The sequence below is a fragment of the Aeromonas ichthyocola genome (assembly GCF_046087985.1).
GTDB lineage: Bacteria > Pseudomonadota > Gammaproteobacteria > Enterobacterales > Aeromonadaceae > Aeromonas > Aeromonas rivipollensis.
Genome location: NZ_JBJSWH010000009.1, coordinates 36,955 through 62,730, shown reverse-complemented (window position 1 = coordinate 62,730; position 25,776 = coordinate 36,955). Strand labels below are relative to the sequence as shown.

Genomic DNA, 25,776 nt, shown 5'->3' with positions numbered 1-25,776 from the left:
GGATCAGAAGTCTCCCTCAACCATGTACTCTTCCGCACACTCAACCAGCTGGGGCCAGAGATCTTCCGGCACCCAGGCTTCGGGGTCATCCTCGTCCCCATCATACTGGGTCCAGAAGAAGGCGCGCAGGCCGCTCGCGAAGTCGTCACTGATCTCGGCCAGCTCCGAGAGCGGCCCCAGCCAGGCGATGCGGCGCAGGCCGGAGGCGAGATCGTTGATGGCATCCATCAGGGTGCGATCGTCCTGACTCTGCTCCACCAGCAGGGTGAAGCGCTCGCGGGCGCTCTCGGTCTGATCCTCATCCAGTTCGCCCACATCGGCCAGCAGATCGACAAAGTCCTCCAGCAAGAACTGGATCAGGGACTCCCTGTCCTCAAACCACTGGATCTGGGCACCCTTGGTACCCAGCACCGAGGCATCGAACGAATCATCGAGATGGCACAGCGCCCATGGATCGTCAGTCATTGCTACCCTTCCTACCGCTTGAAATAAGGACCCTATCTTATGCCTGGTGCGCCCCCCATGCTACCTCGGAGGACGACCCGGGCCCGAGCGGCCCATGCCGGGACGCCTCACTCATCTGTGCATTAACCGTCGACCCTGGCCACCTTGGGCAGCGAGAGCGAGGCTGCCAGCCCCCCCAGCTCGGCGCGCCCCATGATGAGGCTGCCACGATAGGCTTCGGCCAGGTCTGACACTATATTGAGGCCGAGCCCGGAACCCGGCACCTTCTCGTCGAGGCGCACCCCGCGCAGCACCGCCTTGGCTATCTGATCCTCGCTCATGCCGGGGCCGTCGTCCTCGATACGCAGGGTGATCCAGCCCCCCAGCTCGGCGCTGGAGATGCGCAACTGGCTGGCCGACCATTTGAAGGCATTTTCCAGCAAATTGCCCACCATCTCGTCGAAGTCCTGCTCCTCCACCCCGACCGCCAGGTTGGCCGGCACCTGCAGGTCCACCGTCTTGCCCGGGTAGAGACGGGAGAAGGCGCGGCAGATGTACTCCACCCTCGCCCGCACCGGGGTCGAGACCCCGAGGATCTTGGCAGCCCCGGTGACCCGCGCCTTGCCGAGGTGATAGTCGATGTGGCGCTGGATCTGGTCGAGCTGCTCGCCGATGGCGGCCTGATCCTCGGGGGGCAGTTGGGCCACCTGATTGCGCATTATGCTGAGGGGCGTCTTGAGGGCGTGAGCCAGATTGCCGGTGTGGGAGCGGGCTCGCTGCAGCAGCTCGCTGTAGTGGTGCAGCAGCCGGTTGATGTCTTCCACCAGCGGCTGGATCTCCAGCGGATAGCGCAGTCGGAACCCCTCCTGATGGCCCTGGTGGACCCGGCCCAGCTCGCGGCGCAGCAGATGAAGCGGACGCAGGCCGTAGACTATCTGGAACATGAAGCCCAGCACCAGGCCGGCGGCGGCGAAGCCGAGACCGAGGAAGAGGCTGATCCGGGTCTTCTTCAGGGTCTGGGTCAGGGCGCTGCTGTCCTTGGCCATCACCAGGGTAAACACCTTGTCAGATCCCGGCAGCAGCACAGTGCGGGTCATGATCAGCAGGGGCTCCTTGTTGGGCCCCTTGCCGACGAAGAGATCCGGATCCCCGAAGGCCGACTTCAGGCCGTGGGCGCTCAGGTGCACATCCCACAGGGAGCGGGAGCGGCTGACCACCGCATCCCCCAGCTCAAGCTGCCAGTAATAACCGGAATAGGGCTGGCGGAAACGGGGGTCCGCCATGGGCTCGGTGACCACGGGCAGACCGTCGGGCTGGATCTCCAGGCGAGAGAGCAGATCGTAGAGCTGCAACCTCAGGCCGTCGGCTTCCGCCTCCTGCCAGTAGTTGCGCATCATGGTCTGCAGGCTGAAGCCGGTGGCGAACAGGAAGAGCCCGCACCAGACCAGGGCTATGGCCACCAGCCGTCCCCGCAGGGTACGCACCAGCCTCATTCAATGACCCCCTGCCGTGCTGGCATCAGCGTCCGTCTCACTCGTTGATCCGGTAGCCGAGACCGCGCACCGTCTCGATCAGATCGGCGTGGGTCTTCTTGCGGATCCGGCCGATGAACACCTCGACGGTGTTGGAGTCGCGATCGAAATCCTGGGCGTAGATGTGGTCGATCAGCTCGCTGCGCGACACCACCTTGCCCCTGTGCTGCATCAGATACCCCAGCACCCGGAACTCGTGGGCGGTGAGCTTGATGGGGGTGCCTTCGTACCATACCTGGGACGCCGCCATGTCGAGGCGCACCCCGCCTATCTCCAGGATGGAGCTGGCATTGCCCGCCGCCCGGCGCACCAGGGCCTGCACCCGGGCCACCAGTTCGGCGACCTGGAACGGCTTGGTGAGGTAGTCATCGGCCCCGGCGTTGAGCCCTTCTATCTTCTCGTGCAACTGGCCACGGGCGGTCAGCACCAGCACAGGGGTGTCTATCCCCTTGCTGCGCCACTCCTTGAGCACGCTCAGACCATCGCGACCCGGCAGGCCGAGATCCAGAATGATGGCGTCATAGGGTTCGGTCTCGCCGAGAAAACCCGCCTCGTTGCCATCGTGGCAGAGATCGGTCACAAACCCGGACAGGCGCAGCTGTTCCGCCAGCTGGCCTGCCAGGATCTTTTCATCTTCAACTATCAGAATTCGCATAAATGGGTATCCAAAGCAGAGTTGCGCCTGTCGCGGCGGCGATTGGGGGACGAGTCATCAGGGCGGGGAGCATAGGGCGGATCACTCCTCCTCCGGGGGCGGGCGAGGCTCGAACAGGCGCTCCAGATGATGGCCCTTGAGCCACACCATCTCCAGGTTGTCGGCGCGATAGCCCACCTTGATGACGCTGTTCTCGTCGTCGATGAGCCTGAGCTCATAGAGCCAGACCCCGTCCTCCTCCCCCAGATCGACGCGCAGCACGCGCACCGGCAGGCGGGAAGCCACCTCCATCAGCTCATGAAAAGGCCGGATCCGCCCCTCGCTGACCGCCTGTTGCAGCAAGGCCTCATTCGGCTGGGCCGCCTGGACCAGCATCGGCAGCAGCAATCCAAGCAGGGGCAGCGCGCTATTCATGGGTGATTCATCTCTCAAAACCTAACATAATGCCGTTTATAGTGTGCCAGCCATGAATCCGGAATGAATATGATCCCACGCAGTATCCTGCTGATCCTCTGCCTTTTTTCCACCCTGGGCTGGGCGGCTCAGACGCGTCTCGACATGCCGGCCCTGGTCAAGCTGTTGCTGGCCCAAGGGTACCACGACATTCGGGAAGTCGAGCTGGAAGGGGACAAATTCGAGGTGGAAACCCTGGATGCCGACGATAGGCGGGTGCAGCTGCAGGTCGATGCCTACAGCGGAGAGATCACCAAAAAAGAGGCCGATTAGGCCTCTTTTGCTATGGGCGTGACGGCTGTTGCGCCGCCCTCCCGACCGGTTGCGGACGTCGGCGCCAGGGACGCAGCAGCTTCTCTCGCCGCGGCCACAGCAGAGCCATCGCCAGCAACAGGTAGATGAGGGGCTCCTGCCAGCCACTCTTCACCGACCACCAGTAGTGCACCGGCACCAGCAGGGCCACCGCATAGATCCAGTTGTGCAGCTTCTGCCAGGCTGGCCCCATGCGCCGCAGCAGGGCCGGGATCGAGGTGATGCTCAGCGCCAGCAGCAACAGCAGCGCCACCATACCCACCACTATGTAACTGCGCTTCACCAGCTCGCCGCCGATCAGACCCCAGTCAAACTGCAGATCCAGACCCAGCCAGACCATAAAGTGCAACCCGGCCCAGGCCGCGCACCAGAGCCCGAGGGGGCGGCGCAGCTTGATGAGCTGACCCTGGCGCCAGCGTTTGGCCAGCGGCGACACCAGCAGGGTGAGCAGCAGCAGGTGCAGGGCCCCCTTGCCCAGATAGTGGGTCAGCCCCTGCACCGGATCCCCCCCCAGCAACCCGGCCGGCACGGCATAGCCCAGCCAGAGCAAAAAGCCCAGCGAGGCCAGGTGTACCAGCAGGCGCAAGCCGTTGATATGGGCTGTTTTCAGTCTCGGCGTCATATCGCAATTCCCGTTATGTTTTTCCCACCCCTCATCCCCAACCCTTCTCCCACAAGGGGAGAAGGGGGCAAGACACCATTCGGGCAGAGCGTCAGTTTCAATACCATTTGCGCAGATCCATCCCCTGATAGAGGGAGGCCACCTCGTCGCCATAGCCGTTGAACATCAGGGTCGGCTGGCGCTTGGCGCCGAAAATGCCCCCCTCGCCGATGAAGCGCTCGCTCGCCTGGCTCCAGCGCGGATGATCCACTTCGGGATTGACGTTGGCATAGAAACCATATTCGTTCGGTGCCAGCAGGTTCCAGGTGGTGGGCGGCATCTCCTCCACCAGACGGATGGAGACTATGCTCTTGATGCTCTTGAAGCCGTACTTCCAGGGCACCACCAGCCGGATGGGTGCCCCGTTCTGGGCGGGCAGCGTCTTGCCGTAGAGCCCCATCGCCAGGAAGGAGAGCGAGTTCATCGCCTCGTCGAGGCGCAAGCCCTCCACATAGGGGTAATCGATGCCGCCGCCGAGGGAGCGGGAGGCCTGTCCCGGCAACTGCTCGGGATCATAGAGGGTCTCGAACGCCACGAACTTGGCGCGACTGTTGGGTTCGGCCCGGCGGATCAGATCAGCCAGCGGGATGCCGCTCCAGGGCAGCACCATGGACCATGCCTCCACGCAGCGCAGCCGGTAGATCCGCTCCTCCAGGGTGCTCTTGTTGATGAGATCCCACACATCCAGGGTGAAGGGTTTGGCCACCTCCCCCTCTACCTTGAGCGTCCAGGGCTCGGGTTTGAGGTAGTGGGCGTTGCGAGCCGGATCCCCCTTGTCGGTACCGAGCTCATAGAAGTTGTTGTGGCTGGTGGCCTTCTCCTCCGGGGTGAGGATCAGGCCCTCGGGCCTGGTGGCGGCGCTAATGTCGAGGGGCCTGGTCGAGGGCGCAGGCACAAGTTGCTCGGCGGAGAAGAGATCCAGCAGGCTGGCCTGGGTGGGAAATGCCAGGGTGGCGGCACTCAGTCCCAGCCCTTTCAGAATGAGCCGACGATCCTGATAGACGGCTTCCGGCGTGACATCCTGTTCGGTGAGGTGATGAGAGGAACGGCGCTTGATCAACATGGAAAACTCCCGGGGCGATGAGGCTGACAACCATAAGACCCGCCCCGGCCGAGTTTTATTTCACACAAATTTACATGGGCTGGTAAAGAGGCAGCGCCTTGGCCATGGTGCCGACCAGGAACAGCAGAATGAATACCAGCAGGGGAACTATCACGTTTGGCACCATCAGACTCACTCCATGAGCAGGACAGGGCCTCTAACTATGGTCGAAGGCCAAGAACGCCTCCAATGAATTTTTTTCGCGAGCGCAAGCGTATTCCCGAGTTGAAAAGAGTGACGGAGATCACACACAATCCGGCCCCTGCTTGCCGCCTCCTCGCCGAAGGGTAGGCTGCCTCCTTTTCCGGATTCAACCACTGAGAGTCATGTCATGAGCCCATTGATCGCCATCGCCATCACGACCGGGATCCTCTCCGCCGTCTGGGGCGGACTGGCCGCCGCCCTCGGCCTCATCTCCTGGGTCGGCTTCCTCGGTTGTACCAGCTATTTCGCCTCGAGCGGCGGTTACAGGGCGCTGCTGCAGACCCTGCTGTGCAATGCCACCGGCATGCTGTGGGCACTGCTGCTGATCCACGGCGAAGGCTGGTGGGGGGCTGGCATGGCGGGCTATCTGATGACGGGTGTGGTGGCGACCCTGATGTGCGTGCAGGCCAAGCAGCAGTGGCTGGGCTACATTCCCGGCACCTTCGCCGGTTGCTGCGCCACCTTCGGGGCGGCGGGGGAGTGGCGGCTTATCCTGCCATCCTTGGTGATAGGCGCGCTCTTTGGCTACCTGATGAAGGCGAGCGGCCTCTGGCTCTCCGACAAAACCCGGAAGGCCCAGGCCGCGAACAGCGCGGTCGATCCGGCCTGAACAAGGGGAACGGCCCGTCGCTGACCGCCCACACCTGCCCCGCTTATCCCTTCGATTTGAAGTTTGCTGCCTCGATACCGTGCCGATTCAATAACTTGTAGAAATCGGTACGGTTTCTTCCCGCCATGTTGGCCGCCAGGGTCACATTCCCTTCCGTGGTGCGCAGCAGGCGGATCAGATACTCCTTCTCGAACTCGGCGCGGGCCTCGTTGAACGAGGGAATACCGCCGACACCACCGCTCAGGGCCGACTCCACCATGGCGGCGCCTATCACAGGGCTGCAGCAGAGGCTGGCGAGCTGTTCCACCACTCCGTAGAGCTGACGGACGTTGCCGGGCCAGGCCGCCGCCGCCAGCAGGGCCAGCGCCTCCGGCGAGAAGCCGAGGGCGGCGCAGTTGTCGTGGCGACTGCGATAGTCGTCCAGCGCCTGGCGCGCCAGCAGGGGGATGTCCTCGCTGCGGGCGCTGAGGGGCGGCAAGGTGATGTTGGCCACGTTGAGGCGGTAGAAGAGATCCTCCCGAAAACGCCCCTCCTCCATGGCGGTCACCAGATCCTGATGGCTGGAGCTGATGACCCGCACCTCGGGGGTGCCCTGACCATATTCCGCCAGCACCTGCAGCAACTTGGCCTGCAACGACTCCGACAGATTCCCTATCTCGTCGAGGAAGAGGGTCGCCCCCTTGGCCTGCTCGAACAGGCCGGACTGTCCATCCTCGCCAAACAGCTGCAAGTCCAGCACCGGCCAGGGCAGCGCGGCACAATTGATGGTGTGCAGCGGCTGGTCACGGCGACGGCTTGCCTGATGCAGCGCCTGGGTCATCACCCCCTTGCCGGAGCCCGAAGGCCCCAGGATCAGCACGGGCACCTCCATGGCGGCCACGCTGCTCGCCTGGATCAGCAACTGCTCCATCTGGGGGTTGCGGGTCTGGATGAGGGACTGCCACTCATGCTGCTGTTTCGGGCGGGTCAGACTCAGGGCGTGCTCTATGGTGACGAGCAGCTCGTCCTTGTCGATGGGCTTGGTGAGAAAGCTGAACACCCCGGAACGGGTCGCCTGTATGGCGTCCGGGATGGTGCCGTGGGCGGTCATGATGATGACCGGCATGCCGAGCCACTGGGCCTGGATCCTCTCGAACAGCGCCAGTCCGTCCATTCCCCCCATCCGCAGGTCGCTCAGCACCAGATCGGCCCGCTGCTGACGCAACCTGTCCAGCGCCCCCTCGGCGCTGTCGGCGGTATCCACCTCGTAACCCTGACTGCGCAGGCGCATGCTCATCAGCTTGAGCAGGCTGGCATCGTCGTCCACCAGCAGAATGCGACTCATGCTCTCACCCCTTTACCCTGAAGACCTGTTGTTGTTCCCCGCCTTGCACGCCCTCGGCATGTCATGGCTGGGCGCCCCCATTGAGCTTGCGCTGGTTGAGCTGTTCGTCGATGGCGGAGAGCTGCTCTATCTGGCGGCGCAGACGCTGCACCTCCTGGCTCTGATCGTCGCGGCGGCTGTCACGGGCCAGCAGCTCCTCGCCGAGGGCTATCCAACTGCGCAGGAAGGCCTGGGCATCCAGGCCGAGCTCAGGCAGCAGGGCCTTGAGCCGATCCAGCCCGGCCCGGCGGCTCGCTACCGACTCGGACGGATGGGTGTTGACCATGGCCAGGCTGACCCGGCTCTCGAGATCGGTGGCACCGGCCAGCCGCTCGCGCTCCTGCGCCCGCTGCTGGGGGCGGCTGGCCAGCAGCCAGTCCGAGTATTGCAGGCGCACCTGCATCTCCTTATTGGCGAACTCCATCCGCTTGGCGAGGACCTGCTCCGAGGGCTCGGTCAGGCTGCGCGATGGCAGCAGGGAGCAGCCTGAGAGCAGGCTTATCATCAATACGGGTACAACGAATCGTTTCATCTTGAATTTCACTTAAGATCCAACCGGAAACAGACATCAGCCTGTTTATCCTCAATTAATTTAAGCTCGCCCCCCAGACTCATCGCCGACTCGCGGGCAATGGAGAGGCCCATTCCGGATCCTTTCAACAACCCCTGGCGCACTATGCTGCCCTGCTCGAAGGGCTCGAAGATCCGCTCCCGCTCGTTTGGCGGGATGACGGGCCCTTCGTTGGCCACCTCCAGCCAGCTGCCGTTGGCATCCTGGCCGGCACGGATCCAGATCTGGCCACCCTTGGCGCCATAACTGACCGCGTTGGAAAACAGGTTGTCGAGGATGAGGCGCAGACGATAAGGCTCGGCCTGCAGGCTGATGGGCTCGGGCGGCAAGTGTACACTGATTTGTTTGGATTCCAGCGCCAGCCGGTACTCCGCAGACAATTCTGACAACAAGGGAGCCAGCGGTACCGCCGTCAGGCTGAACACCTCCTGCTGACTGAGGCGGTTGAAGTCGAGCAGGCGCTCGATCAGGGTCTGCAACCGACGGCTGTTCTCCTCCAGCATCTGGCAGATCTCCTGCTGATCCCCGTTGAGCGGCCCCACCAGTTGTTCGGAGAGCAGATCCGCCCCCTCCCGCAGCACGGCGAGGGGCGTCTTCAGCTCGTGGGATACATGGCGCAGGAACTGGTACTTCTGCTGTTCCAGCTCCTTGAGCTTGTCGTGCAGCCAGCCGATCCGCTCTCCCAGCAGCACCAGTTCGGCGGGGCCATCCACCGGGCGTTTGTCCGGCTCGACACCGGCGCCCAGGCTCAGGATCCGCGACTCAATCTGACGCACGGGGTGGATGATGAGGTAGGTAAACATCAGCACCAGCAACAGGCTGAGCCCCGCCACGAAGCCGCTCACCCACCAGAGCTCGCTGGTCAGTCCGGCGATGGCGATGAGCTGCACCGCATCCATGTGTTCGTCAACCCGGCTGCGGGTGACCACTTCCAGCTGCTGTTGGCATCGTTGAACTGGGTCAAGTTGGGGCTGTTTGCCTCCGCCTTGGCCAGCGCAGCATCCTGCAGGCTGTCGAGCCAGGCCAGCCCTGCTCGAGCCCGCTGTAAAGCTGGCCGTCGGTGATGGAGTTGCCTAGCGGCCAGCAGGCTGCGATACCCGCCGAGCTGCTGCTGATAACTGGTGAGGATGCGGCTCATCCCCCAGCACCGCATAGCGGCGCAAGGTGCGCTCCAGATCGATGGCTTGGGTGGTCAGCAGGTCGCGGCGGGTATCCTTGCACCGCCCGCTCCATCTCGTCGCTGGTCAGCTGACTGAGGTGGGCAGGGAGGGCTGTCGTGCCAGATCATGCCGCCCAGGGGCATCAACACCAGCACGAAGCCCATCAATACCACCTGCAGCAGGGAGCGTGGGCGAACCTTGGTCATCATCTCTTCTCTTGCATTCTTCATGGGTGGGCCAGCATATCCGCACCGCCCCAAAAAACAAAACCGGCCAACAGGGCCGGTTTGGTTGCACTCTGGATTGTGGTGATTCACGCCAACGCGACGGACGCCAGACAGATTATCAGGATCATCGCCAGCGCGCCCGAGGCGGTCAACAGCGCCCATTTCAGCTCCACACTCATGCAAACCTCCTTTCTGCCAATCAGAGCCGGATCACAATAGATAAGACAATGTTAAGCATAGTTAATCCGATAACCGTGAGCTGCGTATACATTTCAGATGAGCCCAACCTAAGGAATGGAACATGTTCTATCTGTGTAGCATTGGATCCAATATTGACCCCCATAGCATGTCAGCCAGGCCGTGGCCGAGCTGCTTGCGAACGTCGGCCCCTGCGGCTGAGCTCGGTGATCCGCACCAAGCCGGTGGGAATGCACTCCAGCCACGACTTTCTCAACTGCCTGCTGGTGGTGGAGAGCCCGCTCGATGCCGCCCGCCTCAAGCAGCACTTTGTCGCCCTCGAGGTAGCTCACGGCCGGGATCGCAGCGATCCGCTCTGCAAGGTGCATGATCGGCCGCTCGACATCGATATTCTGGCCAGCAACAGAGCGGTGACTTTGCCTCGGCAGAGGTCGATGCCTATCTGGCGGAGCTGCTGGCCGAGCTCTACGGCCATGGCGAGGTGCATGACTGCAAACCAGCAAGGTGGCGCTGCAGAGCTGACGCAGCCCTGCCCCGTCGGGCAAGCTCAAACCCGGCAAAGGCTTGCTGACCCGGCAGGTCGGGCTGGAGCCGCTGGTGCTTGGCAAATCTTCAGAGAGTGGCCAGCGCGCGCCCGCCATCCACCTTGATGCTGGCCCCCGTCACATAACTGTTCCCCATCAAAGCTGCACCGCCTGCCAGATGGGCTCCAGCCCCCCTCCCGCGCCAGCGGCGTCTTCGCCAGCACCTGCTGGCGCCATGCCTCGTCATGCTCGTCGAGAAACAGGATGGGGCCGGGCTCTATGGTGTTGACCCGCACCGCGGGCGCCAGCTCCCGGGCAAAGCTCATGGCCAGCGAATGCGCCCCGGCCTTGGTGGCCACATAGGCGGCGAACTGGGGCGCCGGGGCGTGAATATAGATGTCGGTGATGTGGATGATGCTGGCGTTGGGATTGCCTGCCAGCTTGGGTGCCAGCGCGCGATTCAGCTGAAATGGCGCCGCCATGTGTACCCGGTAGAACTGCTCGAACTGGGCCAGTTGCGCCGCCGGATCCGTTGCCTGCGGCTCGAAGGCCGAGGCGTTGTGGATCACCAGCGCCAGATCCTGATGGGTCGCCAGCACATCGATCAGCTTGCCAACGTCCTCTTCCCGACCAAAATCCGCCTGCACCAGCTCGACCCCCAGTGCCCGCCAGCGTGGCCAGCTCCGGCCGCTCGCTGCGATAGCTGCCCGTCACCTGCCAACCCGCCGCCACCAGCTGTTCACACAGATAAATCCGAGTCGACGGCCGCAGCCCGTTACCAATGCACGCATAACCTCTCCCTTTCATGGTCTTGCATGAACGAAGCCCGCCTGCCAGCGGATCACCGCCGATGGCTTGTGCCTATCAATCCCTGCGGCACAAGCCATTGGTCGCGGGCCACCCAGGGCGTCATAGTGGCGGCATCCCCCTCTTGCGGAGTCACCACCATGCTGAAAGTACACCACCACATGGGTCGCCTGACCCACTCCCTGCCGGACTCGGCCTGGCCGAGGCGCTCGATCGCTTGCATCAATCGGGTCTTGGCGGCCTGCCGGTGCTGGATGAGCAGAAACGGCTTATCGGCTTTCTTTCCGAGCAGGACTGCATCCCAGCCTGCTCACCGGCAGCTATCACTGCGATACCCGCACCCGGGTGGAGGATCTGATGAACCGCTCGCCCCTCTCGGTCGGGCCGGATGACAGCATTCTGGATCTGGCCCGCCAGATGGCCGACGCCAAGCCCAAGATCTACCCGGTGCTGCAACAGGGCAAGGTGATCGGCATCATCAGCCGCCGTCAGGTGATGCAGGCCCTCAACCAGCAGATGAAGGTGTGCCAGCAGACCTAAGCTCTGGTAACGCCCCTTGTCACCGATATCGAAGTGCAGGGGCATCCGCCACTTGGCCAGCGCCAGCAAGGTCAACAGGGCCCCGCAGACCAGCGCCACCAGTGCGGCGGCCCACTCCACCCGCAACCACTCCAGCAGCCATAACGCCGGCAGCAATAGGGCAGCAGCTTGATGCCGGGAATGGCGAAGCAAAACTGCTCCTTGAACGCCAGCCCGGAGAGGGTCACCAACGCCGCTCCCAGCACCAGCGCATCCGGTGCCCCGCACGCAGCCAGGGCCAGTGCGCCCCAGGCCAGCCCCTGCAGAATCAAAGCGAATCCGCTTGTCGTAGATATGCAGCGAGAAGCCGCATACCCCGCTTGCCACGGCCAGCGACATCAACCAGTGCTCGACGGCGAGCAGTGCCATCCCGCTCAGCAGCGCCGCCCCGCGGCAAAGCAGCAGCAAGGCTGCCAGACTCAAGCCAAGGCGGTAGAGGCAGACAGAACTTGTCGATGCCATCCAGCGCTTTCTATTTCAGGGTTTGCCATAAACAGTCGCTTCTAACGGATGCAGGTGCCATCCAATATACCCCAGGTCTTGCGAATATCTTCCGGGCTCAGGAGACGTGGTTTGCGTGTGATCCCCCTGTTTTGCTCTGCTGTTTCCACTCTGGCTGCAGGCCAAAGAGCTGGTGATCTGCGGCACCATGGAGCCCCCGCTCAAGTATCTCGATGCCGATCAGAAACCTCGGGACTGGATATGGACATAGTCACCGCCATCTTCGACAAGCTGGAGATTCCCTTTCGCATCGAGCTGACCGACTCCGGCGCCCGCCTGACCCGCAACGCCGAAACCGGCGCCTACGACCTGGTGATGACCCACTCCTACAAGGCGGAGCGGGAGAGTTATCTGCTCTACCCGCAGCAGGCCCATATCCGCCACAGCTGGCACTTCTTCGTGCGCAAGGCCGACATGAGCAAGATCCACTACCAGACCCTGGCCGATCTCAAGCCCTGGCGCATCGGTGTCACCAAGGACTTCTCCTACACCCCCGAGCTCACGGCGGCCATGGCCGATCCTGCCTATCGCTTCCAGGCGATCCCCATCAACCAGCTGCAACTGCGCAAGCTGATCGCCGGGCGCATCGATCTGGTTCCCATGTCCCTGGTCACCGCCTTCACCCAGATAAGGGAAGAGGGGCTGGAGGGCAAGCTCGGCTACCTGCCAAAACCCCTCAAGACCAGCGCCTACTTCAACACCTCTGGACCCGCGCCACGGGCCGATGCCACCACCCCGGCCCTGATGGCGGCCTACGACGCCGAACTGCTGCGCATGAAGCGCACGGCCGCCTCAAGGCCCTCTACGACAAGTACGCCATCCCCTCAGGGCTATCGAACCCTGATCAAGGGGTCAGGGTTTCACATCCCGCAGGATCGGATTCTGCAACGAAATGAGCGTTTCGGTGGACTGGATCTCGTCTATGGTCTGGATCTTGTGGATCAGCACAGTCTGCAACTCGTCGATGGAACGGGTCATCACCTTCATGAAGATGCTGTAGTGGCCCGTGGTGTAGTAGGCCTCCACCACCTCGTCCAACGCCTGCAACTTGGCCAGGGCCGAGGGGTAATCCTTGGCGCTCTTGAGGTTGATGCCGATAAAGCAGCAGACGTCGTAACCCAGCTTCTTCGCGTTCACCTGCACCCGGGTCCCCTCTATGATCCCCGCCTGCTTCATCTTCTCCACCCGCACATGAATGGTGCCCGGGCTGACCGCCAGCTGTTTGGCCAGCTCGGCATAAGGAATGCGCGCATTCTCCATCAGGGCGGTGAGGATGGCCTGATCGAGATTATCGATCCGATAATTTTCCGACACTTTTTTGCACTCCCGTTGACGATATCTCAGTAAAAACCCGGATATTTTGAACAAAAAAATACGTAAAGCCTATTTCTATTATCGAATATTGAATTTAGTGCGCAATCTGTTGAAGAATCGCCACATCCAACGGGTTTGAAACAGGTATTTCCCATGAAACAGCACTACATTCGCAGCCAACAACAGATCAGCTTCGTCAAAGAGATGTTCTCCCGCCAGCTCGCCCAGCAACTGGGTCTGATGGAGGTGCAAGCCCCCATTCTGAGCCGGGTCGGTGATGGCACTCAGGACAACCTCTCCGGCCACGAGAATGCGGTGCAAGTGAAGGTGAAGACTCTACCCGAACACAGCTACGAGGTGGTGCACTCCCTGGCCAAGTGGAAGCGCCATACCCTGGGTCGCTTTGGCTTCGGCCCGGGTGAAGGCATTTACACCCACATGAAGGCCCTGCGCCCGGACGAAGACAGACTCACCCCCATCCACTCCGTCTATGTGGATCAGTGGGACTGGGAGAAGGTGATGCCAAGCGAGCGCCGGGATCTCGCCTATCTGCAGGAGACGGTGCGCGGTATCTGGGCCGCCATCAAGGCCACAGAGCGCGCGGTCTGCGCCGAACACGAGCTGACCCCCTTCCTGCCGGCCGAGATCCAGTTCCTGCACAGTGAAGAGCTGCTGACCCGCTACCCGAACCTCGATGCCAAGGGGCGCGAGCGGGCCATCGCCAAGGAGCTGGGAGCCGTCTTCCTCATCGGCATCGGCGGCGCCCTCTCCCACGGTGAGCGTCACGACGTGCGCGCCCCTGACTATGACGACTGGAGCAGCCACAGCGAACTGGGTCTGGCGGGTCTGAACGGTGACATCCTGGTGTGGAACCCTGTGCTGGAAGACAGCTTCGAGATCTCCTCCATGGGGATCCGGGTGGACGCCGAGGCCCTGCGCCGCCAGCTCGCCATCACAGGGGACGAGGATCGCCTGCAGTACGACTGGCACCAGGATCTGCTGGCGGAGCGGATGCCGCAAACCATAGGCGGCGGCATAGGCCAATCCCGTCTGGCCATGCTGTTGCTGCAAAAAGAGCATATCGGCCAGGTACAAGTCGGTGTCTGGCCATCCGAGATGAAGGCTGCCATCCCGGGCATGCTGTAAGCAGATTGATGGCATCCGGCAACCCATGCCGGATGCCGAAGGTGTGTGGCGGTGCGGACTGAAAGAGCGCAGTCCGGACAGGCTGTAAGCAGGACGGTCATCCTGGATGATCCGCTGCGAAACCGGGGCTTGCCCCTGCGACCCGCTCAACCCACGCAAGGTCGCATCGAATACATTCCTCCCGGCAATCTTCGGATTGCCGTTTTTTTTGCCTGCGGCCCGGTGGCCCATGAAAAAAGGGGCCTGAGCCCCTCTGCAGTCCTGCCTCAGCCCTCAATACGCCTTGCTGCCCAGCAGGTGACCATCCACCGGGGAAGGCAAGCCGTACTGGGAGTAGGTGCCATGGAACGCCTTGGTGGTCTGGCCGAGATCCCCCTTGAACCTGGGATCCTGAGGGCGCTCGTGGCTGTTGATGTAAAGGGAGACATCCCAGGCCTGCTGATCGCTCAGACTCCCCCCCTGGGAGAGCGGCATGTTGCTCTTGATGAAGGCGGCCGCCTTGTCGATGCCGTGCATGCCCGCGCCCCAGTTGTAGCTCTCCTTGCCCCACAGGGGTGGGAAGACATAGCGATCCGCCACCTTCTTGCCCTCCCCCTCACCGCCGTGGCAATCGGCACAGCGCTCGGCATAGACGCTCTGGCCCCGCTTGAAATCGGGGGCCTGGGGAGGGGTGGCGATGGTGAAGAAGTTGCGCCCGGGCAGCTTGTCGCTGATGGGGGCACCGCTCGCCAGCCAGTAGGAGTAGGCCACCAGATCCCGGATCGCCTGACTGTCATAGGCGGGGGGCTGGCCCTCTCTGGCATTCATCGAATAGAGGAAGCAGCCTTGCAGCCGATCCTCATAGGTGTTCACCTTGTTGTTCTTCTTGCGATAGGCGGGGTAGGCCGGATAGGCCCCCCACATCGGACTGGCACCGGCAATGATGCCGGCCCCCAGGTGGCAGTTGCTGCACTGCAAGCCGTTCCCCGGCTGGCCCTGCCCCTTGAGCTGCTGGGTGTTGACGAACAGGCTGTAGCCACGCTTGATGGCCGCGCCCATCTCCCCCTCCGGCACGGCAGACCAGTCGGGCACCTTGTGGTAGTTGCCATCGGGTGCCTTCTCCCCGAGCGGGACGCTGAACTGATCCTCGAACGCGGCGCCATGAGCCAGACCGGCCAGCAGGCAGGCCATCAGATATGCATGCTTCATTTCGCCACCCCCTGCGCCGCGAAGTAGTTGGCCACTGCGTCCATTTCCGCCTCGCTGAGCGACTTGGCGATGGCAGGCATGGAGCCCATGGCGCCGAGCGGGCGCTTGTCGGCCTTCCAGTAGATCAACTGCCGCTTGAGGTAGGCGGGATCCTGACCGGCGAGACGGGGAAACAGGGGCATGACGCCGACGCCACTCGGGCCATGGCAAGCCACGCAGGCTGGCAGATTACGCTCAGGTTTGCCGGCCAGGGCCAGCCGCTCCCCCGTCTCCATGTCCCCGGGCCACTTGTCGCCGCTCCAGTGCAGGCTCACCTCCCTGGCGGCAGCCTGGCCGGCAAAATGGCTGGCCGCCCGGGCTATCTGCTCGTCGCTCAACTGGTAGATGATGGGATTCATGAAATCGCTGACCCGTTTGCCGCTGCGAAAGGCACGCAGTTGCTCGGTCAGGTAGGCCTCCGACTGTCCCCAGAGATTGGGGATGTTCGACTCCTTGGGCACGCCGTTCATCCCGTGGCAGGTGGCGCAGATCTGGGGCACATCCTGGGTTGCTTGCTCCCCCTGCACCGCCAGGGGCACCAGGCTGCTGCACAGCAACATGAGCGAAAATCGTGTTCTCATCGGCAAAGGCTCCCTCTCCTGACAATGACAATGGCGTCATTAATGGTATGAAGCCTATCACTACAATTCGATGACCAATAGTTATCGCCATGTTAACGCCAACACGCTGCGACAATAAAAACGCCAGCCCGAGGGCCGGCGTGGTTCTGGTCGATGGCCTCATCGTCACCGCCGCAGTACTGGTTGGGCTAGCTTCCCACCTCGCTCAGGCTCACGGGAACACATGTTCAAAGCCCGCCCCTATCTGGGTTTGCCTTGGCAGCCCCACCTTCCGCTTGCCGGTGCAATGGCAGGCAAACAGCTTCTCCACCGCTTCCTCCTGCAGATAGGTTCCCAGCGCAACTGCCCGTTGCGGGCCGGAAAACTTCAGGTGCAAGCCACCTATGACGGCATGCACCCGCTCGTCGCCACACACCTCTTTGGCCCACTGGACGATGTTTTCGACCCCGGAGTGGCCGCAGCCGATGAAGACAATCAGACCCTGCTCGCTCTTGTAGGCCAGCGCCGAGTCGTCGCTGATAAGATCCTTCTCCACTCGACCACCTCGCAATATGTAGCCAAGCAGGGAAGGAGCCGCCTTGTCGCGCCGCGCGATGCTCCCGAGAAACACCAGTCGCTCGGACAGCCAGACCGGCTCGGCCGAACAGTGAGGGATCAGCCCTCTCGTCGCCAGTTGTCGCGGATCCAGGTCGCCCGAGAGGCGGTAGAGGTTGTAGCGTCGGGGCAGCAACGGCAGGAAATAGCCCCGCTCATTGAACACATCCGGACAGGCGATCAGCGGGATGGGATCGGGATATAGGGGCAGGGAGCCGATGCCGCCCACATGATCGTAATGACCGTGGGACAGCACCACCTGGGTGAGAGAACCGAGATCGACCCCCATCACCTCGGCATTGTGGCGCAGCGCCCGGCCCCGACCGCTGTCGAACAGCACCCTGAGGCCATCGCACTCCAACAGCAACGACAGTCCCTTTTCAGGCAGGCAGCCGGGTAGATGAACATCATCATCCACCAAGACGGAAAACGTCAGCATCTCAATCACCCTGAAAACAAAACGCAGGCACGAGGCCTGCGTTTTTCATCGATGACACCATCATGGCTGGCTCATGGTGAGCCCGTTGCTGTCGGCACCCAGCAGCAACTTCTTGCCGGGGATGACCCGGCCGCTGAGCAGCGCCTGGGCCAGCGGGTTCTCCACCTTCTGCTGGATAGCCCGCTTGAGGGGTCGCGCCCCGTAGACGGGATCGAAACCGGCGTGGACCAGCTTGGTCAGCAGCTCCTCGCTCACCTCCACCTCGAAGCCCTGGGACTCCAGACGGCCCATCAGGCTCTTGAGCTGGATCCGGGCGATGGACTTGATGTGATCCTCGTCCAGCGGGTGGAACACCACAGTCTCGTCGATCCGGTTGATGAACTCCGGGCGGAAGCTGCGGGTCAGCAGCTCCATCAGCAGGGCCTTCATCTCCTCATAGTCCTTCTCGGCGTAGTGCTCCTGGATCAGATCCGAGCCGAGGTTGGAGGTCATGATCACCACGGTATTGCGGAAATCGACGGTGCGGCCCTGACCATCGGTCAGACGACCGTCGTCCAGCACCTGCAACAATATGTTGAACACATCCGGGTGCGCCTTCTCCACCTCGTCCAGCAGGATCACCGAGTAGGGGCGACGGCGTACCGCCTCGGTGAGATAACCCCCCTCCTCGTAGCCCACGTATCCCGGAGGTGCCCCCACCAGCCGCGCCACGCTGTGCTTCTCCATGAACTCGGACATGTCGATGCGCACCATGGCATCCTGGGTATCGAACAGGAACTCCGCCAGCGCCTTGCACAGCTCTGTCTTGCCCACCCCGGTAGGCCCGAGGAACAGGAAGGAGCCGATGGGGCGATTCGGATCGGACAGCCCGGCGCGGGAGCGACGGATGGCGTTGGAGACGGCGTCCACCGCCTCTTCCTGGCCGATCACCCGGCTGTGCAGTTGCTCTTCCATCCGCAGCAGCTTGTCCCGCTCCCCTTCCAGCATCCGCGCCACCGGAATGCCGGTCCAGCGCGCTAGGACATCTGCGATCTCCACGTCGGTGACTCTGTTGCGCAGCAGGCTGGTCTCCTGCATCTCCGCCTGGGTGGCGAGATCCAGCTGTTTCTCCAGCTCGGGGATGCGGCCATATTGCAGCTCGGACATGCGGCCGAGATCCCCGGCCCGGCGGGCCACCTCGAGATCCTGACGGGCCTGCTCCAGCGCGGCCTTGATGTGCTGGGTACCGGCAAGGGCGGCCTTCTCGGCCTTCCACACCTCTTCCAGCTCGTTGTATTCCCGCTCCTTCTCGGTCAGCTCCTGGTTGAGCAGATCGAGCCGCTTGCGGCTGGCGTCGTCGTCCTCCTTCATCAGCGCCTGCTGCTCCAGCTTGAGCTGTATGATGCGCCGCTCCAGCCGGTCCAGGGACTCAGGCTTGGAGTCGATCTGCAGCCGGATGCTGGCCGCCGCCTCGTCGATGAGATCTATCGCCTTGTCAGGCAGCTGGCGATCCGCGATGTAGCGGTGGGACAGCTGGGCCGCCGCAACTATGGCGGGGTCTGTGATCTGCACATGGTGGTGCAGCTCGTAGCGTTCTTTAAGGCCGCGCAGTATGGCGATGGTGTCCTCCACCGAGGGCTCCTCCACCAGCACTTTCTGGAAGCGGCGCTCCAGGGCGGCGTCTTTCTCCACGTACTGGCGATATTCGTCGAGGGTGGTGGCACCGACGCAGTGCAGCTCACCGCGCGCCAGGGCCGGTTTGAGCATGTTGCCCGCGTCCATGGCCCCCTCGCCCTTGCCGGCGCCGACCATGGTGTGCAGCTCGTCCACGAAGAGGATGACATTGCCCTCCTCCTTGGCGAGATCGCTCAGCACCGCCTTGAGCCGCTCCTCGAACTCGCCGCGATACTTGGCACCGGCCACCAGGGCCCCCATGTCGAGGGACAACACCCGCTTGTTCTTGAGCCCCTCCGGCACTTCACCGTTGATGATGCGCTGGGCCAACCCCTCGACGATGGCGGTCTTGCCCACACCGGGGGCACCGATCAGCACGGGGTTGTTCTTGGTACGGCGCTGCAGCACCTGTATGGTGCGGCGGATCTCTTCATCCCGGCCGATCACGGGGTCAAGTTTGCCGAGTTCGGCCCGCTCGGTGAGGTCTATGGTGTACTTCTCCAGCGCCTGGCGGTTCTCCTCGGCGTTGGCATCATCGATCTTCTTGCCGCCACGCACCTTGTCGATGGCGGCTTCGAGTTTTTCCTTGGTCAGGCCCTGGGCGCGCAGCAGCTCCCCCAGGTTACCCTTCTCGTCGAGGGCCGCCAGCACGAACAGCTCGGACGAGATGAACTGATCCTTGCGCTGCTGGGCAAGCTTGTCGCAGACGTTGAGCAGACGACCGAGGCCGTTGGAAAGTTGCACGTCCCCTTCGACGCCGCTCACCTTGGGCAGGCGGTCGAGCTCCTCGCCGAGACGGGAGCGCAGGGCATTGATGTCCATCCCGGTCAGGGTCAGCAGCGGGCGGATGGAGCCGCCATCCTGATTGAGCAGGGCTGTCATCAAGTGGACGGGTTCGATGAATTGGTGGTCACGACCCAGTGCGAGAGACTGGGCATCGGAAATAGCGACTTGGAATTTGCTGGTCAGGCGATCGAGGCGCATTGCACTCCCCCTTTGAAACAGACACGCCGCTTGCGCGGCAAACAACATGATCTTCTGACAAGGTAGATGAGGCCCGTACGGGCTATTTCAAGGGTTGGGGCTGGTTATTTTTTCTGCAAAACGGGGAGGGGGCCGGATCCCCGCCCCTCCCACGCGGATTTGATCGTGAGAGGAGCGGGCGGGTGCTTGACCGGCGCTTAGCGGGCCAACCAGATGATGGAGGCCATCCGGCCGGTCTGGCCGTCGCGGCGATAAGAGTAGAACTGATCGCCGTCGCCGAAGGTGCAGAATTCGCCGCCATAGACAGCGTTCACACCGGCGCGAGCCAGTCGCAGCCGGGCCAGCAGGTAGATATCCGCCAGCCATTTCCCGTCGTTGACTGAAGGTACGAAAGCGGATTCGGCTTCGGCCTGCTCCGCCATAAAGGCCTCGCGCACCTCGCCACCCACTTCGAACGCCGTGGGGCCTATGGCGGGGCCTAGCCAGGCCAGGATCTCCCCCGGCTCGCAGCCCATGGCGGCGATACTCGCCTCCAATACACCCTCCTTCAGCCCACGCCAACCGGCGTGAGCGGCCGCCACCACTGTGCCGGCCCGGTCGCAAAACAGCACCGGCAGGCAGTCGGCTGTCATCACTATGCAGGCCTGCCCGGCTTGCTGGGCGCAGGCCGCATCGGCGTCCGGCGCCCTTTCATAGTCGCTGCCGACCCTGTGGACTGCGGTGCCGTGCACCTGGTTGAGCCAGTTGAGGGGCCCGGGGAGCTGCGCCGCCTGTTGCAGACGGGCACGGTTGGCCTCGACCCGTGCCAGCTCGTCCCCCACATGGGCCCCCAGGTTGAGACCGGCGAAAACCCCTTCGCTCAGGCCACCATCCCGGGTGGTCGACAGGGCCCTGACATTGCCAGGAGCGGGCCAGTCGGGTTCAATCCAGTTCATCTGTGACTCCTTCCATTCACGGATATAAAAACGGGGCTCCTGAAAGGGAACCCCGTTTGGCATCTCTTGGGGCCGGACGGCGGCAGAAACCGACGCAGGCCCTATTGCATCAGCTCCAGACCAAATCGTCCGGGTTGGCGAGCGTATCAGCCCGCAGCACTTCCATCAGATCCAGCATGTCTTGCGGCGTGGCAGAGTGCCACTCCATGACTTCGCCGGTGATGGGGTGAGCCAGCTTCAGCATGGTGGCGTGCAGCGCCTGGCGGTTAAAGTTGCGCAGGGCCAGGGTCAGCTCCGGAGTCGCATTGCGCAGCAGGCGCAGACGGCCACCGTAAGCGGGATCCCCCACCAGCGGATGCTTGATGTGAGCCATGTGGACACGGATCTGGTGAGTACGACCGGTCTCCAGACGCAGACGCAGACGGGTGTGGCCACGGAACTTCTCGTGCACCCGGTAGTGGGTCACGGAAGGACGGCCATTGGGCACCACAGCCATGTGGGTACGCTGGGTCGGGTGACGGCCGATGGGGGCATCCACGGTACCGCCTGCGGTCATGTGACCTATGGCGACGGCTTCGTACTCACGGGTGATCTGACGCGCCTGCAGCGCCTCCACCAGATGGGTCTGGGCCGGGATCGTCTTGGCAACCACCATCAGGCCAGTGGTGTCTTTATCCAGACGGTGCACTATGCCGGCACGGGGTACCTCGGCGATGCCGGGGTAACGGTGCAGCAGGGCGTTGAGTATGGTGCCATCCGGCGTGCCGGCGCCCGGGTGAACCACCAGGCCGGCCGGCTTGTCGATCACCAGAATGTGTTCATCTTCATAGACGATGTTGAGGTCGATGTTCTGAGCATCCCAGCGGGTGTCATCTTCCAACTCGACATCTACATGTACCTGCTGCCCGGCCACCACTTTCTCGCGCGGGGTATTGGCAACCTGACCGTCCAGGGTCACTCTGTCCTGTAAAATCCACTCCTTGATGCGGGTTCTGGAGTAGTCTGGAAACAATTCGGCCAGGGCCTGGTCGAGTCGCTGCCCGAATTGGTGATCCTGAAATTCGCCTGTCAGTTCAATATGCTGGCTCATGTATGGTCTCTTGAGCGGGGGTATCAATTCGAAATAATCCGGGTATTCTAGCTTTTCTTTTAGCCAAGCATAACGGATACTTTGCCAATTTCGTGGAAATGGACCGGATGTTGTTGATGGGAAAGAAGTCTCGCCTGCTGATGTCGCTCGCCTTGGTCGCTACGCTGATCACTGGCTGTTCCAGCACCAAACCCAAGGTTCCCGACGAACCGCCGGAAGTTCTGTACCAGAAAGCCCGTCTCAAACTGGACACAGGCAACTACCTGAATGCCATCGAGTTGCTGGAAGCGCTGGACTCTCGTTACCCGTTCGGCGCCTACTCCAACCAGGTGCAGCTCGATCTCATCTACGCCTACTACAAGCAGGATGATACCGCTCAGGCGATCGCCAATATCGACCGCTTCATCCGCCTCAATCCGGCGCACAAGAACATCGATTACGTGTTCTACATGCGCGGTCTGACCAACATGGCGGCGGATTACAACTTCTTCCAGGACTTCCTGGGCATAGATCGGGACGACAAGGACCCCTCCTACGCCCGTCAGGCCTTCCAGGACTTCAAGACCCTGCTGCAGAGCTACCCCAACAGCAGCTACGCGGCCGATGCCCGTGCCCGCATGGTCGGTCTGAAGACCCGCCTCGCCCGCTACGATCTGGGGGTGGCCGAGTATTACGTGAAGCGTGATGCCCTGATCGCCGCCGCCAACCGCGCCAAGCTGGTGGTCGAAACCTATCCCGACACCGTCGAGACAGAGAAGGCACTGGAGATCATGGTCAACGCCTACGATACCCTGAAGATGCCGACCCTGGCCCGCCACGCCCGCGAAGTGCTGGCCAAGAACTACCCGGACAATCGCCTCGGCCGCGGCTGAGCAAGACGGGAACAAAAAAACCGATGCCAAGGCATCGGTTTTTTTATGGGCGCTATCCGGGCGCCATGACTGACGCCCCGGGATGCCTGCCCTGCTTGGCCACGTTGAGCACGCCCCAAGCCCATGGGCAGGTGCCGCCATGAGAGCGTCCGGCTACTTGGCTACGTTGCCCGCCACGTTGAGCACGTCCCAGGTGCGGGAGAAGGGCGGTGCATAGGCGAAGTCCAGCATGCCGAGCTGATCCGTGGTCACCCCCATGGTGATGGCCACCGCCAGGGCATCGATGCGGTGTACCGCCCCCTTGCGACCCAGGATCTGGCCCCCCAGCAGCCGCTTGCTGCCCGCCTCATAGACCAGCTTGACGTGAATGTCTGACTGACCCGGGCAGTAGTTGGTGTGGCACTTGTCCTTGATCACCACTGTGCGGTAGTCGATGCCCAATTGTTGGGCCTCTTTCTCAGAAAGTCCGGTACGACCCGCCTCCAGCCCCAGCACCTTGAGCGCCGCAGAGCCCAGCGTGCCCGGAAACTCCTGGCCGGCGCCGGCCAGGTTCTCCCCCACCATGCGTCCCAGCTTGTTGGCTATGGTGGCGAGCGGCACATAGACCTGCTGCCGCTTCACGCTGTGCCAGACGCTGGCGCAATCCCCCGCCGACCAGACATTGGCCAGCGAGCTGCGGCCCTGACGGTCGACCTTGATGGCGCCATTGCCGAGCCGCTCAATGCCGGTGTCGGCCAGGAACTCGGTGTTGGGCCTGACCCCGGTGCAGACCACCACTATATCGGCCTGGTACTCACCCTGGTCGGTGCGCACGCCACTGACCCTGCCCTCCCCCAGCAAGGCTTGGACGCGCTCACCCAGATGCAGAGAGACCCCCTGCTCGCGCAGCTCGGTCTCGATGTGCTGGGTGATCTCCGAGTCGAAGGCATCGGGGATGACCCTGTCCGCCAGCTCGATGAGGCGCACCTCCTTGCCCTGATGGACCAGGGCCTCGACCACCTCCAGCCCGATAAAGCCGGAGCCGATCACCACCGCCTTCTTGCTGCGCGGATCCTGCACCGCTGCCTTCAGTGCCAGCCCATCGCTCATGCGGCGCAGCCCGAACACCCCATCCTGCTGCAGGCCGGGGATCGGCGGCATCTGCTCGCGGGCGCCGGTGGCTATCATCAACCGATCGTAACTATCGGTGAAGCTGTCGCCCTTGTGCTCCACCCGCAAGGTCTGGGCAGTCGCGTCCAGGCTCAGCACCCTGTGACCGGTCTTGACCTCGATCCCCTTGGCGGCGAACTGTTCGGGGGTGAACTCGGCCATGTAGCCCGGCTCCTGGAAATCGTCCCCCACGAAGTAGGGCAGACCGCAGGCCCCGAAGGAGATCACCTCGGAGGCCTCATAGACCACAATCTCGGCATCCTTGGCCAGACGGCGCGCCTTGGCCGCCGCACTCATGCCGGCGGCTTCGCCACCGATGATCACAATACGCATAGCTTGACTCCAGTCACGACAGGGGAGGCCTCGCCTCCCCTTTTCATAAACAAATCAGAAGATAAGATCCGGTCAGACCGCGGACTCTTCCCCGTCCAGGCTGACCTCGGCATCGCCGTTGAAGACCGCCATGTCGGTCTGCCCCATCAGCCGGCTGGTGAGGGTGCCGGCCGTGATGGAGCCGGAGACGTTGAGGGCGGTGCGGCCCATGTCGATGAGCGGCTCGATGGAGATGAGCAGGCCCGCCAGGGCCACCGGGAAGTCCAGGGCGGAGAGCACGATCAGCGCCGCGAAGGTGGCGCCGCCGCCGACCCCGGCCACCCCGAAGGAGCTGACGGTGATGATGGCGATGAGCGTCATGATGAAGCCGGGATCCAGGGGATTGACCCCCACGGTCGGCGCTATCATCACCGCCAGCATGGCCGGGTAGATACCGGCACAGCCGTTCTGGCCTATGGTGGCGCCGAAGGAGGCAGCGAAGTTGGCTATGCCCGCCGGAATGCCGAGGGCCCGGGTCTGGGTCTGCACGTTCATCGGGATGGATCCCGCACTGGTGCGCGAGGTGAAGGCGAAGGCAAGCACCGGCATGATCTTCTTGAGGAAGCGCAGCGGGTTGATGCCCACCAGGCTCACCAGCAGCAGGTGCACCAGGAACATGATGGCGATGGCACCGTAAGAGGCCAGCACGAAGTTCAGCAGGTTGATGATGTCCGCGTAGTTGGAGCCGGACACCACCTTGGCCATCAGCGCCAACACGCCATAGGGGGTGAGGCGCAGCACCAGGGTCACCATCCGCATGACGATGGCGTGGGCGACCTGCATGAAGCGCTCGAAGCTGGCGAAGATCTCGGGCTGCTTGCGGGCGATGCCGGTGGCGGACAGGCCGATGAAGATGGAGAAGATCACCACGGCTATGGTGGAGGTCTTGCGTGCCCCCGTCATGTCGAGGAAGGGGTTGGCCGGGATGAACTCCAGCACCATCTTGGGGAGGGACATGCTCTCGACGCTGCCGAGGCTGGTCTGCAGGGCCGCGCCACGGGCCGTCTCGGCCGCGCCGGCAACCAACCCCTCGGCACTCAGGCCGAACAGGTTGGACATCAGTATGCCCGCCCCGGCGGCGATCATGGTGGTGAAGATCAGCACCCCTATGGTCAGGGCGCTGATCTTGCCGAGCGCCGTGCCGCCGCTCAGCTTGAGGATGGCGCCTATGATGGAGACCATGATGAGCGGGATGATGATCATCTGCAGCAGCTTCACGTAGCCGCTGCCGACCAGATCCAGGTAGTCGCCGGTCTGGACCAGTACCTCGGAGCCGACGCCGTACAGCAGTTGCAAGGCCCAGCCGAACAGGACCCCCAGCCCCAGCCCGGAGAAGACCCGGCGGGTGAAGGTGACGTGGGTCTGCTGCAAGCGGTAGAGAAACAGCAGCAACATGACCAGGATGGCCAGATTACCGATAACGTTAAGAGTCATGATATTCCCCAAAAATAAACGGGCGAGGCCCGAGATGGATGGACGGGCGCACCCTGCGCCTCGCCCCGAAACTGGCCGCATCG

22 protein-coding genes and 6 pseudogenes are annotated in these 25,776 nt (G+C 62.9%); 7 read left to right on the top strand and 21 right to left on the bottom strand.

What is annotated here, in order from left to right:
* Positions 1–3: 3 nt before the first annotated feature.
* The 4 genes from ACF2JD_RS21205 to ACF2JD_RS21190 all read right to left on the bottom strand — a co-directional run bounded on the left by ACF2JD_RS21205 (position 4) and on the right by ACF2JD_RS21190 (position 3,045).
* Positions 4–465, bottom strand: coding sequence for a hypothetical protein (locus tag ACF2JD_RS21205; protein ID WP_106885558.1), 462 nt, complete (start codon positions 463–465; stop codon positions 4–6).
* Between the two features lie 122 nt (positions 466–587).
* Positions 588–1,937, bottom strand: coding sequence for a sensor histidine kinase (locus ACF2JD_RS21200; protein WP_025328629.1), 1,350 nt, complete (start codon positions 1,935–1,937; stop codon positions 588–590).
* 37 nt (positions 1,938–1,974) lie between these two features.
* Positions 1,975–2,631 (bottom strand): response regulator transcription factor, encoded by a 657-nt coding sequence (locus ACF2JD_RS21195; protein ID WP_025328630.1) that lies wholly within the window; start codon positions 2,629–2,631, stop codon positions 1,975–1,977.
* Positions 2,632–2,712: 81 nt separating this feature from the next.
* The gene (locus ACF2JD_RS21190; RefSeq protein ID WP_025328631.1) at positions 2,713–3,045 is read right to left on the bottom strand and encodes a PepSY domain-containing protein; all 333 of its coding nucleotides are present in this window, start codon (positions 3,043–3,045) and stop codon (positions 2,713–2,715) included.
* A 63-nt stretch (positions 3,046–3,108) separates the two neighbouring features.
* Between ACF2JD_RS21190 and ACF2JD_RS21185 the strand changes: the two genes are divergently transcribed.
* Positions 3,109–3,357, top strand: coding sequence for a PepSY domain-containing protein (locus ACF2JD_RS21185; protein ID WP_111910906.1), 249 nt, complete (start codon positions 3,109–3,111; stop codon positions 3,355–3,357).
* 10 nt (positions 3,358–3,367) lie between these two features.
* On the opposite strand, the gene ACF2JD_RS21180 is transcribed toward ACF2JD_RS21185, so the two are convergent.
* Positions 3,368–4,018 carry a protein-methionine-sulfoxide reductase heme-binding subunit MsrQ gene (locus ACF2JD_RS21180; RefSeq protein WP_111910905.1) on the bottom strand — a complete coding sequence of 217 codons (651 nt, stop codon included), beginning with the start codon at positions 4,016–4,018 and terminating at the stop codon, positions 3,368–3,370.
* 97 nt (positions 4,019–4,115) lie between these two features.
* The gene (msrP, locus tag ACF2JD_RS21175; protein WP_440988135.1) at positions 4,116–5,120 is read right to left on the bottom strand and encodes a protein-methionine-sulfoxide reductase catalytic subunit MsrP; all 1,005 of its coding nucleotides are present in this window, start codon (positions 5,118–5,120) and stop codon (positions 4,116–4,118) included.
* 370 nt (positions 5,121–5,490) lie between these two features.
* Between msrP and ACF2JD_RS21170 the strand changes: the two genes are divergently transcribed.
* Positions 5,491–5,973, top strand: a complete 483-nt coding sequence (locus tag ACF2JD_RS21170; RefSeq protein ID WP_234568784.1) for a DUF1097 domain-containing protein — start codon at positions 5,491–5,493, stop codon at positions 5,971–5,973.
* Between the two features lie 43 nt (positions 5,974–6,016).
* On the opposite strand, the gene ACF2JD_RS21165 is transcribed toward ACF2JD_RS21170, so the two are convergent.
* From ACF2JD_RS21165 to cydH, 4 genes and pseudogenes are all read right to left on the bottom strand, one after another.
* Positions 6,017–7,297: a sigma 54-interacting transcriptional regulator gene (locus ACF2JD_RS21165; RefSeq protein WP_106885553.1), complete on the bottom strand. Its 1,281-nt coding sequence runs from the start codon at positions 7,295–7,297 to the stop codon at positions 6,017–6,019.
* Between the two features lie 61 nt (positions 7,298–7,358).
* A complete protein-coding gene (locus ACF2JD_RS21160; protein ID WP_025328636.1) occupies positions 7,359–7,868 on the bottom strand; it encodes a hypothetical protein in 510 nt (169 codons plus the stop codon).
* Positions 7,869–7,876: 8 nt separating this feature from the next.
* Positions 7,877–9,273: pseudogene (locus ACF2JD_RS21155) on the bottom strand (sensor histidine kinase).
* A 107-nt stretch (positions 9,274–9,380) separates the two neighbouring features.
* Positions 9,381–9,473 (bottom strand): cytochrome bd-I oxidase subunit CydH, encoded by a 93-nt coding sequence (cydH, locus tag ACF2JD_RS21150; RefSeq protein WP_111807323.1) that lies wholly within the window; start codon positions 9,471–9,473, stop codon positions 9,381–9,383.
* A 122-nt stretch (positions 9,474–9,595) separates the two neighbouring features.
* Between cydH and ACF2JD_RS21145 the strand changes: the two are divergent.
* Positions 9,596–10,176: pseudogene (locus tag ACF2JD_RS21145) on the top strand (2-amino-4-hydroxy-6-hydroxymethyldihydropteridine diphosphokinase); the annotation flags it as partial.
* Here the strand turns inward: ACF2JD_RS21145 and ACF2JD_RS21140 are convergent.
* Positions 10,105–10,807, bottom strand: a pseudogene (locus tag ACF2JD_RS21140) (SDR family oxidoreductase). The pseudogenes ACF2JD_RS21145 and ACF2JD_RS21140 overlap by 72 nt on opposite strands.
* 156 nt (positions 10,808–10,963) lie before the next feature.
* Here ACF2JD_RS21140 and ACF2JD_RS21135 point away from each other — a divergent pair.
* Positions 10,964–11,363, top strand: a pseudogene (locus tag ACF2JD_RS21135) (CBS domain-containing protein).
* 3 nt (positions 11,364–11,366) lie between these two features.
* Here ACF2JD_RS21135 and ACF2JD_RS21130 read toward each other — a convergent pair.
* Positions 11,367–11,893, bottom strand: a pseudogene (locus tag ACF2JD_RS21130) (DUF2301 domain-containing membrane protein); the annotation flags it as partial.
* Between the two features lie 82 nt (positions 11,894–11,975).
* On the opposite strand from ACF2JD_RS21130, the pseudogene ACF2JD_RS21125 reads away from it, so the two are divergent.
* Positions 11,976–12,727: pseudogene (locus ACF2JD_RS21125) on the top strand (substrate-binding periplasmic protein); the annotation flags it as partial.
* Between the two features lie 28 nt (positions 12,728–12,755).
* Here the strand turns inward: ACF2JD_RS21125 and asnC are convergent.
* Positions 12,756–13,217, bottom strand: a complete 462-nt coding sequence (asnC, locus tag ACF2JD_RS21120) for a transcriptional regulator AsnC (protein ID WP_005324409.1) — start codon at positions 13,215–13,217, stop codon at positions 12,756–12,758.
* Positions 13,218–13,370: 153 nt separating this feature from the next.
* Here asnC and asnA point away from each other — a divergent pair, with 153 nt between their 5' ends.
* The gene (gene asnA, locus ACF2JD_RS21115; protein WP_411668958.1) at positions 13,371–14,363 is read left to right on the top strand and encodes an aspartate--ammonia ligase; all 993 of its coding nucleotides are present in this window, start codon (positions 13,371–13,373) and stop codon (positions 14,361–14,363) included.
* Positions 14,364–14,636: 273 nt separating this feature from the next.
* On the opposite strand, the gene ACF2JD_RS21110 is transcribed toward asnA, so the two are convergent.
* The 6 genes from ACF2JD_RS21110 to rluD all read right to left on the bottom strand — a co-directional run bounded on the left by ACF2JD_RS21110 (position 14,637) and on the right by rluD (position 21,866).
* On the bottom strand, positions 14,637–15,551 hold the full coding sequence (locus tag ACF2JD_RS21110) for a c-type cytochrome (protein WP_111910898.1): 915 nt from the start codon (positions 15,549–15,551) through the stop codon (positions 14,637–14,639).
* Positions 15,548–16,171 carry a c-type cytochrome gene (locus ACF2JD_RS21105; protein ID WP_163137528.1) on the bottom strand — a complete coding sequence of 208 codons (624 nt, stop codon included), beginning with the start codon at positions 16,169–16,171 and terminating at the stop codon, positions 15,548–15,550. The genes ACF2JD_RS21110 and ACF2JD_RS21105 overlap by 4 nt, the downstream gene beginning before the upstream one ends.
* 211 nt (positions 16,172–16,382) lie before the next feature.
* Positions 16,383–17,204, bottom strand: coding sequence for an MBL fold metallo-hydrolase (locus ACF2JD_RS21100; RefSeq protein WP_440988134.1), 822 nt, complete (start codon positions 17,202–17,204; stop codon positions 16,383–16,385).
* Between the two features lie 60 nt (positions 17,205–17,264).
* A complete protein-coding gene (gene clpB / locus ACF2JD_RS21095; RefSeq protein ID WP_408848527.1) occupies positions 17,265–19,841 on the bottom strand; it encodes an ATP-dependent chaperone ClpB in 2,577 nt (858 codons plus the stop codon).
* Between the two features lie 197 nt (positions 19,842–20,038).
* Positions 20,039–20,776: a peptidoglycan editing factor PgeF gene (gene pgeF, locus ACF2JD_RS21090; protein ID WP_440988133.1), complete on the bottom strand. Its 738-nt coding sequence runs from the start codon at positions 20,774–20,776 to the stop codon at positions 20,039–20,041.
* Positions 20,777–20,885: 109 nt separating this feature from the next.
* Entirely contained in the window at positions 20,886–21,866 is a 981-nt protein-coding gene (gene rluD / locus ACF2JD_RS21085) for a 23S rRNA pseudouridine(1911/1915/1917) synthase RluD (protein ID WP_005324417.1), read from the bottom strand.
* A 116-nt stretch (positions 21,867–21,982) separates the two neighbouring features.
* Here rluD and ACF2JD_RS21080 point away from each other — a divergent pair, with 116 nt between their 5' ends.
* Positions 21,983–22,738, top strand: a complete 756-nt coding sequence (locus tag ACF2JD_RS21080; protein ID WP_163137524.1) for an outer membrane protein assembly factor BamD — start codon at positions 21,983–21,985, stop codon at positions 22,736–22,738.
* Between the two features lie 153 nt (positions 22,739–22,891).
* Here the strand turns inward: ACF2JD_RS21080 and ACF2JD_RS21075 are convergent, their stop codons facing one another.
* Both ACF2JD_RS21075 and ACF2JD_RS21070 read right to left on the bottom strand, forming a co-directional pair.
* On the bottom strand, positions 22,892–24,220 hold the full coding sequence (locus ACF2JD_RS21075; RefSeq protein ID WP_440988132.1) for a CoA-disulfide reductase: 1,329 nt from the start codon (positions 24,218–24,220) through the stop codon (positions 22,892–22,894).
* A 72-nt stretch (positions 24,221–24,292) separates the two neighbouring features.
* A complete protein-coding gene (locus ACF2JD_RS21070) occupies positions 24,293–25,693 on the bottom strand; it encodes a cation:dicarboxylate symporter family transporter (RefSeq protein ID WP_440988131.1) in 1,401 nt (466 codons plus the stop codon).
* Positions 25,694–25,776 lie beyond the last annotated feature (83 nt).